Source organism: Corynebacterium sp. KPL1814 (assembly GCF_000478175.1).
GTDB lineage: Bacteria > Actinomycetota > Actinomycetes > Mycobacteriales > Mycobacteriaceae > Corynebacterium.
Window position 1 is genome coordinate 403,363 of sequence record NZ_KI515775.1, and the last position, 13,256, is coordinate 416,618.

Consider the following 13,256-nt stretch of genomic DNA (forward strand, 5'->3'; position numbering starts at 1 on the left):
GCCCAGTCGGGCTGGAAAGAAAGGTAATCTACCACCATGTCCAGGTACTCCGAACAGTTCAAACGCGATGCCGTGGCCCTCTACGAAAACAATGAGGACCTCTCACTGAACTCAGCATCAGCAGAGCTTGGCATCAACCGTGCCTCGCTGCATTCTTGGATCAAGAAGTACGGCACCGGCAAACGTGCCCGCATAAAAGCAGTGCACGATCAAGCCCAAGCAGCGAATAATTCCGAACGGATCCGCCAGTTAGAAAAAGAAAACGCAAAACTGCGCGAAGAACGTGACATCCTGCGCAAGGCCGCTAAATATTTTGCCGAAGAGACTCACTGGTGATCCGCTTCCAGTTTGTCTATGACCACCGAACCGAGTACTCGGTCAAGCGGATGTGCCATGTGTTAAAGCTGAATCGTTCCTCGTTTTATAAATGGGTCCAAACCCGTAAAAATCGCAGGTTAAAGATATATTCTGATGCCGTTATCGGTGCGAGGATCGCAACCATCTTTGATGATGAGCTTGGTCTCTACGGCGCTAAACGCATCGCTGCAAGCCTTAAAGCCGATACGAGCTTTGGCCCGACGAATCACAAGAAAGTCGCACGAATCATGAAAGCCATGGGGCTTAAAGGCTTTACCAAACGCCGCCGATGCATCACTACCAGGCGCAAGCCTGGCCACCGCGTCATGCCGGATTTACTTGGCCGCAAATTCACAGCCAACGAGCCGAACCGCGTCTATGTCGGCGATATTACCTATCTGCCGTGTAAGGGAGGGAAAAACATGTATTTGGCCACAGTCATTGACACGTATTCACGCAAACTTGCAGGTTATGCACTCGCAGACCACATGCGAGTCTCACTGGTCATCGATGCCCTAGCCCACGCACACGGTGTACGCGGCAGTCTTGACGGGGCTGTATTCCATTCCGATCATGGCAGCGTGTACACCTCACAAGCTTTTAGGAACTATTGCTCGTCGTTGGGTGTGCGCCAGTCTATGGGCGCGGTAGGAACGAGTGCTGATAACGCCCTAGCAGAATCGTTTAACGCCACGCTCAAGCGGGAAGTCTTGCGTGATAGGAAAGTCTTTGACAATCCGATCTCCTGCCGCCGGGAAGTCTTCCGGTGGTGCATGCGCTACAACACGCGCCGGCGGCACTCCTGGTGCAATCTTGTAGCGCCTGATGTCTTTGAAGCCGAGACTTCAGCTACACTGACTAAAGCAGCATAGCTAACCCCCGACGTGTCCACTTTCCGGGGGTCAGGCCCGAGATAGGAAAATAGGTGACCATTCCTGCTCATTTTCTTCAGCTCCAGGTAAATACCCCGGTGGATATGGTGGGTGTACCACCATTTTTTGTTGCCGCGTTTAGATTTCGGGATTTGCTCAAAGGGGACGTCTTTGACGTAGGTACGGGCTTTGAGTTGAGTTCTAAATACGGTGCCGAACTGGTGTAGCTTGCCTGTCCATTCAGCGGCTTCATCTAGAGTGCTTACTGCCAGTAGCTCAAATGAAAGCCGTCGCAGTGCTTTACCCATCGGGGAGGTGGGGTGAAGGCCGGTGCCGCGTTGAATGTTGCGTTTGACGTGGACAATGCATCGCTGCACGGCGGTGTCAGGCCACAGGCGGCTTACTGCTTTAAGCCCTCCTGAATGCCCGTCACAGGTGACAAGTCGTGGTGGGGCCAGAGGGTCTAGCAGGCGCATATACGACCAGGATGATTCCTTAGTGCACCAGAACCAGTTGATGACATGGCTGGCATCGGCGACTACGACTAGGCACTTGGTGTTGACGTAAGTGCCGTCGATGAAGATTTGATCGTATATTCGCTGCTTATCAACGCTTCGGGGAGGTTGGATGAGCCAGAAAGATTTGAAGCGTCGTTGCAGAGTTCGCGTTGAAACACCGCAGGTTTTAGCGGTCTCTGCCAGGCTGCGGCCTGAGGTGAGCCAACTGATAAAAAGGCGGAACCATTTTGCTTGAACTGCGTCGTCATTGGCGCGGGTGAAGGTGGCTTTGCAGGTGCGGCATCGCCAGCGTTGACGCCCAGTACTCGTCGTTCCGTGTTTGGTGCACGCCCCGCTACAGACGGGACATCGAGGATGATTCTTACTCATCCATTCATCGTGAACCTCGGCACCTAGCACATCAGCACGCCCCCGACGGTATTTCAGGTCCGAGGCTGCGTTATCCCTCCGGATAAGTGAAATAATCCTAATACCAGCACGCCAGACCGGCTAAACATATAACTTCACCAACACATCCTGTCGTTTAGGCCGCCGCTGGTGGCTTGCGTTTCTTGGCTGGCTAGGGTGTGTGCTTTGGCTAAGGCCTGGCCTCTGATGCGTCCACTTTCCTGGCTCAGCCTCTAGCGCGAGTGACAGTGGCTTTACAGGCGTTCCATCGCCATCGCTGGCGGATTGATGCTTGTAGTCCCGTATTTTGGTGCACGCCCTGCTACAGACGGGGCATCGAGGATGATTCTTACTCATCCATTCATCGTGAACCTCGGCGCCTAGCACATCAGCACGCCCCCGGTGGTATTTCAGGCCCGAGACTGCGTTATCCCTCCGGATAAGTGAAATAATCCTAATACCAGCAGGCCAGACTGGCTAAACATATAACTTCACCAACACATCCTGTCGTTTAGGCCGGAGGCATCGGAAAGCGCCTGCTATGGCCCCAGAGCCCGCCCTTCGCGCTCACTGGCTATGCGAGAGCTGGGGTGGGTTGTGGGCCTCCGTGAGCGCCAAGGGAGGGTGGTGGCTCGACCACTGCAAGAAAGAACGCCCAGCGAGCCTCTCAGGCTGCACTGGGCGTTGTTCGAAGGTGGAAGCTAAGCCATGACCTTCGTCTTCTTAATCGCCTTCTGGAGGCGCTTGTGGTAGTTATCCATGGCCGGGCGCAAGAACAGGCCGAGGATGAGCGCTGGGATGGCGAAGAGGAGGAGCATGCCGAGCTCGTGGAGGATATCGGCTTCGTAAATGCCGGCGATGGCGCTGCGGAACGCGTCGATGCCGTAGGTAGCCGGCAGCCACGGGCTGACATTTTGGAACCATTCCGGAAGCAGCGGCAGGGGATAGGCGCCGCCGGAACCGGAGACTTGGATAACCAAAAGCAGGACTGCGAGGGCCTTACCCGCGCTATCGAATGTGATAACCAGTGAATATATTATCAACATAAACACCAGTGAGATTATCCACGAGGCAAAGAGCATCATGAATGGGTGCTCGGGCTTGATCTCCACAAAGAAGATCAGGCTGAGGACGACAAGGGTTGCTTGGGCGATACCGATGAGCCCGAACGTAAGGAAGCGGCCCAAGAAGGCTTGGTTCCTAGTGAAGTGGTCCTTCTTGTCGAGGCCTTCGTTCTTCTTCAGGTACTTGCGCTCAGCGTTGGTGTGCACCAGCACACAGGCGAGCAGGGCGCCCACCCACAGCGAAAGCGTGAGATAGAACGGCGTCATTCCAACACCGAAAGCAGCAACATCGTAGATGGGCTGGCGGTCCACATTGACCGGCGAGGCGATGCGGGAGGCCAGAAGCTCGGGGTCATCGCCAATGAGACCGGCGAGCTGGCTGAGGTCACCGCCGTCGCGGATTTCATCGATCTTTTGGCTGAGTTCGCCAAAGCGGCCTGCCTGCTGCTGCAATGTGCCGGATAGACTTGCGGTTAGATCGCGCACCCGCACGAGTGCATCGTTGTCGTCAGAGACGGTATTGCGGATGCCCGCGATATCGCGCTTGACCGCATCAACATCGCTAGCAACCGTACCTACACTATCTCCCAGAGCCGCTAGCTGTGGCTTCAGATTAGAGTTATAGGAGTTGCGGGCGTTTTCGACGGCCTGCTTGGCGCTGGCGATCGCATCTTGCGTTTGCTGCTTGGAGTCCTGGGAATCCCCGCCACTTTCGATGTTATCGGCTGTAGAAGTCAAAGAATCGTGCAGCGCATTGCTCTGGGCAATGCTGGCATCCAGCTGCCCCATCATAGCCTTATATCCTGCCGCTACAGGGCCTGGAAGGTCGACCTTATCGGCTTCCTTCTGGATGCTGTCTTTGACGCCTTGGAACGCGGCGGTTTGCTGTCCCACGCGGTCTGCGGCAGTGCGGAAGGTCTGGGCGGTTTGCGCGGAGGTGGCGCTGGCGTTGTTCAGCAATTCCTCGATTTGTGAGGATAGTACCTCGTAGCTCTGCGTCGTTGCGGCAAGGGAAGCATCCAATGAACCAGTGGATTCATCCAGCGTGGACTTTAGGATATCGATGGGGGAATCGCCGTTGTCATTGGTCGTGCTGGAGGCTTGGTTTCCCGCCTCATTCAGGATGTTATTGGCCGCCTGGGTGAGCGGAATGGTGGAATCTACCAGGTTGCTCAGCGCCATGACCGTGCCAGAGGCCGCATCGAGGCGCGACTGTACGGTATTGACTCGGTTGTGCACGTTATTGAGCGCAGCCTGGGTATCACCCTCATCAAGGTACTGGTCTAGCGAGGAAATGACGCCTAGGCCCACATTGGATACGACGCGGGTAAATGACTCATCGATCTTCTGGATCACACCGGTAGCACTGCGTTGGGTAATCGTGGTCGACAGCGCGTTCTTCTTCTCGTTGGTGTAGAGGTTGAGCTTGCTCGGCTCGGTTCCTTCCACATAGAAGGTGAGGAGGTTGGAGCTAAAATCCTTGGGCAAGACGATGCCGGCGTAGTACTCACCGGATTTGGTGCCTTCTACGGCATCATCGCTGTTGGTGAGGACCCAGTTGATTTCGTCGTTGCGACTGAGCTGGGATAAAACCTCATCGCCTAAGTTGAGCTTAAGCGAAGCGAGGTCGCTTTGGTGGCCCTCATCCTCACTGGCGACGGCGATTTTGAGCTGTTTGGTGTTGGCAAATGGATCCCAGCTGGCGAGCACGTTAAAAGTGGTAAAAAGCAGCGGGATAATGGCGAGGCCGAAAATGATGACGGCGGTCATTACGTTGCCACGGATGGCCTTAAGGTCATCGCGGAGAATGGTCAGGATATTGTTCATGACTTATCTCCCTTTCCGGATTCTTCGCCGTCGTCGGCGGGCTTATCTGTAGTATCGCCCTGCGATTGTGGGGTGGAAGATATTTCGGGGTGTTTATCTGACTGGACATCTTCTAGCCGATACTGATTGGGGTTTTGGCGTTGATGCTCTAGGTGCTGCTGAATTTCTTCATCGCTGAGATCCGCCAAGCGGTTATCGTGCGCGATGCTTTGTTTAACGTATTCCAGCGAACAAATGACCGCGACCGCAATCAGCGCCACGAGGCATGCAATGCCGAAAAGGATCGCTTTCTGGTCCGGCATGAACCGGGAGCAAATCACGAGCGCGAGCACCAAGGCCACCCCGATGGCAATGGTCAGCTTCATCAGCTGCGAATAATTCTTCCGCGCGGTCATCCACTTGGTATCCAAGCTCTTTTGGTATCCCTCGCGGTCTGCGGAGGCATACAGAAGATCGGTGAAGCGGTAGCGGCTGCCAATCAGGTGGACCTGCTCGTTGATAACGAGCCCGCCCTTGGCCAGCTCGTCATTGACCAGCATGGTGACGTTGGACAGGCTGCGCCTTAAGAGTGTGCCCATGAGGTAGGCAACAACCGCCATTCCGGTCAGCGCGGCGATATCGCGGATGTAATGGGTGCCGTAGAACCCGCCCACCGTCTCGCGCATCGCGTCGATGCCGTAGGTAAAGGGCAAGAAGGGGTGGACGGCGCGGAAGAAGTCCGGCGTCATCTCGATGGGGTACAAGCCCGATGCGCCGGGAATCTGAATGAAGGCAAAGACCACCGCTATGCCGCGGCCCACGTGACCGAATGTCGAGACTAGGCCATAGGTAATGCTGAGGTAGCACAGGCTGATGAATACGGAGGTAAGGACATAAGCGGTGGCGCTGACGTGCTCAACGCCGATGACCAAGTTACCGATGGAAACGATCAGCGCCTGGGCAATGGCGAAAAAGCCGAGCAGCAAGAAGCGCGAGAAGTACGCCTTAGTGATGGTCAGATCCCGGCGGCCCTGTGGGTCAACCTCGGCGCGGAAAATGATTAGGAGCATAAACGCGCCGATCCACAGCGTGAGGTTGATAAACAGCGAGGACATGCCGGAGCCGTAGTGCGTGACGGGGAAGACCGCATGGCTTTCCATCTCTGCAGGCGAGGAGAGGAAGGAAGACACGTGGTCCGTATCAAGACCGTTGACGGACTTCAGCACGGTGTTGTTATTGGCCGTGTTGCTTAAGGCAATAACATCGGTGCGCGCGGAGCGAAGGCCTTCTTCGACGCGATCCAGATCAACCGAGAAGCGCTTTACCACTTCTTGGGCGTGGGTTAGCTGCTCGTCGACGCCCCCGAGAAGCCCGTCCGTTTGCCCAACCAGAGCCTTTTGGCTGTTGAGCGAGGCAGATAGGCGTCCGGCGGTAGCTGAGACATCAGACAGCGCAGAATTGAGCTTAGGCAGGCCGTTGGCCACGTCATCGCGCAGTCCGTGGGAATCATCGCGGGCCTGGGACGCCATGGAATTGAGCAATTCCGAGGTTTTATTCAGCGAATCAAGGGTGGCATTGGTATCGCTGTTAAGGGAATCCAGCTCTCCTAACACCGCCCGGTTTTGATTGTTGCGGTCGCGCAGATCAGAGACCGATTGGTTGATCTGCTGGGAGACCTCTGGGGGAAGTGCTGGCAAGGAAGCGACACCGGCTAATTGGTCGATGGCTTTATCCGCCTGGCCGAGGATGCCTTGGGCGCCGTCGGTGGCGGCATCGACGCGGTTGAGAGCGCCGTTTAACCGACCGGTGACAGAACCGATATTGGCATTGGCGTTCGCGGTGCCATCGGCAACCGCAGTCGTGCCTTGGATATAAGCAGCTGTTGCATCGTCGGCGAAGGAAGTTACTTCCTTTTGCACCTCGTCGGTCAAGGAGGTGACCTGGTTTAAGGCCTGCTGCGCGTCATCAATCGTGGTCTGCACGGAGCCTAGCGACGTGCGCGCCTGTGCGATAGTGGGGCGAGCATCGTCGATAGTGGCGTTGACATCCGCCAGGGAATTGCGCGAATTGGCCACGGTATCGGCGGTCTCTGAGAACGAATTCGCGGTATTGCCCGCGGTGCTATTGATCCTATCGCTGAGGTCGCCGCCAGAGTTTCTCAGCTCGGTGGAAACCGATTTCGCGACGTTTTCATTAAAGGTCGCGCTAATCGTGGTTTCGAGGGTAGAAGAACCAGAGTCGGTGACCTTTGGCGCAATGGCATTGATTTTCTCATTTACCTGGTACTCCAAGGTGGGCTGAGAATACGTGCCTTGGAACAGGCTGACAAAGTCAGAAGAAAAATCTTCCGGCACAATGATGGAGGCAAAAACGTCGCCAGATTTTACGGCGTGTTCAGCTTCGCCGCGGTCCATAAACTGCCAACCGAGCTTGTCATTGTTGTGCAGCTTTTCCATCATTTGCCCGCCGACGTCAATATCGCCGGTGAGATCTGACGAGGCACCCTTGTCCTCGTTCACCACGGCTACCTTGAGGTGTTCGGTATTGCCATAGGGATCCCAAAAACCGGAGACATTGACCCAAGAATATAAGGCAGGGGTAATCATCAAACCGATGAGAATCACCCAGACTTGCGGCGTCCGCCACAGGCGGACGAAGTCTTGGAGAAAAAGCTTCCAACTAGTAATCACTCGAAAGACCGTAGCACCGAAACGGTGTTAACTAATAGTCAAGCGGGCAGATTCCGCGAAATTGACAGCTTGGTCACCTCTTAGCCACCGTGCTCCGCGAACGACTGCGGCTAAGGTTAATAAAAGGTTAATTCACGCTGGGCTAATACGTAGAAAAGCGCCGCCATAATCCATGCACCAAAGCGGTGGATTATCGCGACGCTCGGGCGCTGCAGGGCGCTTGCCGGCGAGGCTTAGTGCTCGTCGTAGTGGTCACCGTGAGCGGCGTGGCGGTGACCGTCGTGGATGTAGTCAACGTGGTCGCCGTGCGGGACAGCAACGTGGCCGCAGCCCTCACCGTGGGTGTGGTCGCCGTGGGGTTCAGCCTCAATGTGCTCGTTGGTCTCGCACTCGTCCCAGTGGCCTTCGTGCTCGCGGTGGATGTGGCCATCGTGGACGAAGTCGGTGTGGTCCTTGTGTGGGAAAGCAACGTGGCCGCAGCCTTCGCCGTGGGTGTGCTCGTGTTCAGTGTGGGTAGCGTGAGTCATAATCGTGAATCCTTTCTGCGTCTTGGACGGGGAGTGACCTTCTCGTTTTCACTCTGTTTTCATTAAATCATGTTTTCAGTTCGGTTTCAATAGTGTGCGGGAGATTTTTCGGTGTTTTTCACTAGGACGCAATTGGGGTGGGCTATGCGGAGGTAAAACACGGCAACGCCCTGGGCCGATGGGCGGCGCAGGGCGATGGTTACGGAGATGGGGATGCTAGAGCGACTCTGAAAGCTCTCGGGCAGCGGAGGTAAGGAGGTGGGCGTACTTCTTAGCGGGCGAGGGGCGGAAGCGCTCAGCGGAGCCTGAGATAGACAGCGCTGCGCGAAAAACGCCAGAAGAATCAAAGACGGGGGCGGAAATGGAAGCTAGGCCAGCTTCGCGTTCCTCGATGGATTCTGCATAGCCTTGGCGGCGGGCAGCTTCCACCTCGGCGGTGCTGAATTGCGCGGCGTCAAGGGGGAAATCCACGTAGCCGGCGATGATGCGTGCTGCAGAACCAGAGGTTAGTGGTAGCTGTCGCCCCACCGGAACCACGTTGTGTAGGCCGGATTTGGGTTCGCGAGTGGCAATGCAGGTGCGGGTGGTTCCCGTGAACTCATAGAGCTGAATGGACTCACCGGTGCGGTTGAGGAGCTGATCCATGATGGGGTCTGCGACTTCTAAGATGTGATCGCGGTTGCCGGGGAGTGCTGGACCTGCCTTCCACTTTCCTTCAGGGGTGCGCACGAGGATACGGTGTGCTTCTAACGCGGTGGCTAGTCGGTGCGTCGTTGCCCGAGGTAGTCCCGTGGTTTCACATAACTCATTAAGGGTCGATGGATGGTTTGCGGCGGCCATCATGATGGCCATTGCACGATCTAGTACCTTAATGCCGGAAACTGCGCTATACTCTCCCATATAATGAAATCTACGTCCCAAATTATGAGATTTCAAGTGTGGAGTGATGTTTATGAACCAGCAGCTGACCTTGGCAGAAAAAGTATGGCGTGACCACGTTGTCCAGCAGGGCGACGTGGGCGCACCAGACCTTATCTATATTGACTTTCAACTTTTGCACGAAGTTACCAGTCCGCAGGCCTTCGATGGGCTGCGCCTGCAAGGCCGCACAATGCGGCACCCGGAATTGCACCTGGCAACCGAGGATCACAACGTGCCAACGGAAGGCATTAAATCCGGCAACCTCTTAGAGATTAAAGATGAGATATCGCGCACCCAAGTTTCTACCTTGCGCAAGAACTGCGAAGAATTTGGCGTGCGGTTGCACTCGATGGGTGATGAGCAGCAAGGAATCGTGCACACCGTTGGCCCACAACTGGGCATTACTCAGCCCGGCATGACTATTGTGTGCGGCGATTCGCATACCTCGACCCACGGTGCGTTCGGCTCCATCGCCATGGGCATCGGCACCTCAGAGGTAGAGCACGTCATGGCTACCCAGACGCTATCTTTGAAGCCATTTAAGACGATGGCCGTCGAAGTCACCGGCGAATTGCAGGAAGGCGTCTCCGCAAAGGACCTCATCCTGGCGATCATCGCCAAGATCGGCACCGGTGGCGGCCAAAGCTACATCATCGAATACCGCGGTGAAGCCATCCGAAAGATGTCCATGGAAGCCCGCATGACCATCTGCAATATGTCCATTGAGGCCGGCGCTCGTGCCGGTATGGTTGCGCCCGATGAAACGACGTTTGAGTACGTCAAGGGTCGCGAGTTCGCTCCTAAGGGCGCCGACTGGGATGCCGCGGTGGAGTACTGGAAGACGCTGCCTACTGACGATGGCGCCGAATTCGATCGCGTCGTAGAAATCGACGGATCAGCGTTGACACCATTTGTGACGTGGGGAACGAACCCGGGCCAAGGCCTGCCGCTGGGCGAAACCGTGCCGGATCCAGAAGATTGCGGCGATGACAATTCCAAGGCCACCGTGAAAAAGGCCTTGGAGTATATGGACCTGCAACCAGGAACCCCACTGCGCGATATCAAGATCGATACCGTCTTCGTGGGATCGTGCACCAATGCCCGCATCGAGGATCTGCGCGCCGCCGCCGAGGTGGTCAAGGGCCGCACCATCGATGCCAATACGCGCATGATCGTGGTTCCTTCCTCCGCGGTGGTTAAAGCCGATGCGGAAAAGGAAGGCCTCGACCAAATCTTCCAGGAGTTCGGTGCAGAGTGGCGCACGGCGGGATGCTCCATGTGTCTGGGCATGAACCCTGATCAACTGAAACCAGGGGAGCGGTCTGCATCCACGTCTAATCGTAACTTTGAAGGCCGGCAGGGCCCTGGCGGGAGAACCCACCTCGTTTCCCCACAGGTTGCTGCCGCTACCGCCGTCACCGGATACCTGTCCAGCCCGGCTGACCTGAAATAAGCACGCGAGAAAGGTTGAAATAATGGAGAAATTTATCACCCATACCGGCACCGGAGTCCCGCTTTGGGCATCCAACGTGGATACGGACCAAATCATTCCCGCGCGCTATCTCAAATCGGTCAAGCGTACGGGCTTTGCGGAGGGCCTGTTTTCCAACTGGCGCTCTGATTCCACCTTCGTACTTAACCAAGAGCAGTTCAAGGACGGCTCCGTTCTCTTTGCAGGGCGCGACTTCGGTACCGGTTCCTCTCGCGAGCACGCAGTATGGGCCCTGCGCGAATACGGCTTCAAAGCAGTGTTCTCCTCGCGTTTTGCGGATATCTTCCGTGGCAACTCGGGAAAGTCTGGTCTGCTAACAGGGCTGATGGAACAAGAGGACATCGAGCTTATTTGGAAGCAGTTGGAGGCAGGGGAAACCCAAGTCACGGTCGATCTGGAGGCGCGCACCGTTCAGGTTGGTGAAAACACCTACTCATTCGATATTGATGACTATACGCGCTGGCGCCTGATGGAAGGCCTCGATGACATCGGCATCACCCTGCGCAATGAAGAAGCGATCACGAGCTTCGAGCACTCCCGCGCCAGCTTCAAACCTGCGGTTCACGCGGACTAATCCAGCAGGTGCGCCTCACGCTTTGGCGGGGGCGCACACCACCGTCGCCATGATCCGGGGCAGTGGTGGGGTAACGGTCAAATAACAATACTAACTTTGCAAGCGTGCAGCTGGGTTTATCTATTATTCTCTGCGGTATGACTTCGCCTTATTCCGGATCACGCGACCATGATGGCTACAACCACCACTCCCAACAGCCCTACTCAGGTGGGCAACCGGGATATTTTCGTGAGTCGCCCGGCCCAGGCGATACTGATACCGTCAGCATTATTGGCGATAGTTTCCGCTATTTCGGCCGCAATTGGGTACCGTGGCTTTTTGCCCCGCTGGTGCAAATGGTCGTTCTTTTCGTCGCATACCTCATCATTGCCATCGTCTTTGCCGCCGGTGGCGGTTCCCTTTCCATCGAGGCGGCGACCGAGGGAGCAGCCTTGGACGGTTCCCTCGGCGTCCTGGGCGTGGTGTTACTCGCCCTCGCGGTAATAGCCCTGTTAATTGTCTATCTGTGGGCAAATGCAATCTGGTACCAAGCCGCTAATAAGCAGGTCAATGGCCAGGATTTAACATTCAGGGATTTCTTCACGTTCAAGGGCATGGGTGGCATCATGCTGGCCTACCTCGTTACCAGCGTGGTCATCGGCATCGGCATAGTCCTGCTGGTAATTCCCGGACTTTTCGCCCTGTTCTTCTGGTGGTGGGTCCCCGCCGTCAAGGCAGTACGCCCTGACCTAGGCCTAGGGGACTGCTTTAAGTTTTCCGCGGAGATCGCAAAGAGGGACGTCGGTACCACCTTGCTGGTCGGAATCGCGCTCATCATCCTCTACATGGCGCTGGGCTCAACCGTGGTGGGCGTCGTCGTGTTGCCGGGACTCATGGCCTTGACCCCCACCCTCTTTGTGCGCCGCAACCTCGGCATGCACGGCTAGGGGCAGGGGCTCGTGCGTCCCGGTCTGACTAGCGCACCGGCAGGGGGCTGGGAAGATAATCGGCGCCAGTTAATTCACCGTTATTGAAGGACAAAACCCACACCGAGGCCTTTTTAAACTTCAATTCCTCCTGCGGCTTCTTGAGGAATTGCGGCGCTAAGTCCTCAATGATGCCGGGGATGGTTTGTCCCTGGCTGATAATGACAGGCACCCCGCCGTCGTTTACAACACGACGGAAAGCTTTCTTGGCGGCCGCCGGGTTCTTTTCCCACACCTCGTCGCCAAAGTCCTTATTAATGGCAATGTCTTTACCCAGCTCATCGGCAAGCGGCGCGGCGGTTTGCTGGCACCGGTGCGGGCGAGCGGAATAGATCGCGGTGGGGTGGTATGCGGCCAGCATAGGCACGAGCATTTCCGCTTGGCGGCGGCCCTTCTTATCCAAAGGTCGCAGGTTGTCATCGCCTTCCCACTTCTTACGGTCATGGGCGTGAGCGTGGCGAACGTACAATACGCGCGTCGTGGGGGCGAGCTGCAGCCGCTTTTGCGCCTTGGCGACGACGTCGGTGTCAACGTCATAAGACAAAAGCTGCTGTGCTTGGTCAATGGGCACCCAACGCAGCTCGTCGGTCTCATCGTTGGGCGTATATGTGCCGTTGAGGTAGAACGCCGCCCAGTAATAGACCACCTTGGTGCGCCCCTGTACAGGGTAGGTAACCTTGCCAATCAACTTGCCAAGGCGCACGTGAAAGCCGGTTTCTTCCTCGATTTCCCGCGCCGCGGTAGTAGGCAGCGATTCGCCTGGGTCCACCTTTCCCTTGGGCAGGGACCAATCGTCATAATGCGGGCGATGGATGAGTGCGATTTCTGGGTTCGCAGGGTCGCCGCGCCAGACGACGGCACCGGCGGCAAGGGTAGTGCGGGGAAACTCCTTGGCGGGATCCACCGGAATTTCTTGATGCCGGCCGGAAATGAATTTTTCGGACTTTTTATCTTTATCGGTCTCGTGCATCTTCTTCGCGCTCGGCATAGCTCTTTGTGCCTTCCTTCGGTAAGTGAAAATTTGGCGTTAACCTCATGGTCATTGTTCCACGGGGGAGATCCCTGCCGCATCCTTGCCACGCC

At 56.4% G+C, this 13,256-nt stretch carries 10 protein-coding genes and 1 pseudogene; 5 read left to right on the plus strand and 6 right to left on the minus strand.

What is annotated here, in order from left to right:
- Positions 1–36: 36 nt before the first annotated feature.
- A protein-coding gene (locus HMPREF1257_RS05780; RefSeq protein WP_156904635.1) for an IS3 family transposase occupies positions 37–1,229 on the plus strand; the annotation gives its coding sequence in 2 pieces (ribosomal slippage) (positions 37–316 and positions 316–1,229; 1,194 coding nt in all).
- A gap of 53 nt (positions 1,230–1,282) precedes the next feature.
- Positions 1,283–1,456 (plus strand): hypothetical protein, encoded by a 174-nt coding sequence (locus tag HMPREF1257_RS12490; protein WP_232208528.1) that lies wholly within the window; start codon positions 1,283–1,285, stop codon positions 1,454–1,456.
- A 69-nt stretch (positions 1,457–1,525) separates the two neighbouring features.
- Here the strand turns inward: HMPREF1257_RS12490 and HMPREF1257_RS12625 are convergent.
- From HMPREF1257_RS12625 to HMPREF1257_RS05800, 5 genes and pseudogenes are all read right to left on the minus strand, one after another.
- Positions 1,526–2,116: pseudogene (locus HMPREF1257_RS12625) on the minus strand (transposase); the annotation flags it as partial.
- A gap of 719 nt (positions 2,117–2,835) precedes the next feature.
- Entirely contained in the window at positions 2,836–5,025 is a 2,190-nt protein-coding gene (locus HMPREF1257_RS05785; protein ID WP_023026461.1) for a YhgE/Pip domain-containing protein, read from the minus strand.
- Positions 5,022–7,694, minus strand: coding sequence for a YhgE/Pip domain-containing protein (locus tag HMPREF1257_RS05790; RefSeq protein WP_023026463.1), 2,673 nt, complete (start codon positions 7,692–7,694; stop codon positions 5,022–5,024). The genes HMPREF1257_RS05785 and HMPREF1257_RS05790 overlap by 4 nt, the downstream gene beginning before the upstream one ends.
- A gap of 233 nt (positions 7,695–7,927) precedes the next feature.
- Positions 7,928–8,221, minus strand: coding sequence for a hypothetical protein (locus HMPREF1257_RS05795; RefSeq protein WP_023026465.1), 294 nt, complete (start codon positions 8,219–8,221; stop codon positions 7,928–7,930).
- A 216-nt stretch (positions 8,222–8,437) separates the two neighbouring features.
- Positions 8,438–9,121, minus strand: a complete 684-nt coding sequence (locus HMPREF1257_RS05800; protein ID WP_023026467.1) for an IclR family transcriptional regulator — start codon at positions 9,119–9,121, stop codon at positions 8,438–8,440.
- 52 nt (positions 9,122–9,173) lie between these two features.
- On the opposite strand from HMPREF1257_RS05800, the gene leuC reads away from it, so the two are divergent.
- The 3 genes from leuC to HMPREF1257_RS05815 all read left to right on the plus strand — a co-directional run bounded on the left by leuC (position 9,174) and on the right by HMPREF1257_RS05815 (position 12,134).
- Positions 9,174–10,595, plus strand: coding sequence for a 3-isopropylmalate dehydratase large subunit (gene leuC, locus HMPREF1257_RS05805; protein ID WP_023026469.1), 1,422 nt, complete (start codon positions 9,174–9,176; stop codon positions 10,593–10,595).
- A 22-nt stretch (positions 10,596–10,617) separates the two neighbouring features.
- Complete coding sequence (leuD, locus tag HMPREF1257_RS05810) at positions 10,618–11,208, plus strand: 3-isopropylmalate dehydratase small subunit (protein ID WP_023026471.1); 591 nt, start codon at positions 10,618–10,620, stop codon at positions 11,206–11,208.
- A 137-nt stretch (positions 11,209–11,345) separates the two neighbouring features.
- Entirely contained in the window at positions 11,346–12,134 is a 789-nt protein-coding gene (locus HMPREF1257_RS05815; protein ID WP_023031207.1) for a hypothetical protein, read from the plus strand.
- Between the two features lie 28 nt (positions 12,135–12,162).
- Here the strand turns inward: HMPREF1257_RS05815 and HMPREF1257_RS05820 are convergent, their stop codons facing one another.
- Positions 12,163–13,161, minus strand: a complete 999-nt coding sequence (locus HMPREF1257_RS05820) for a bifunctional NUDIX hydrolase/histidine phosphatase family protein (RefSeq protein WP_023026475.1) — start codon at positions 13,159–13,161, stop codon at positions 12,163–12,165.
- Positions 13,162–13,256 lie beyond the last annotated feature (95 nt).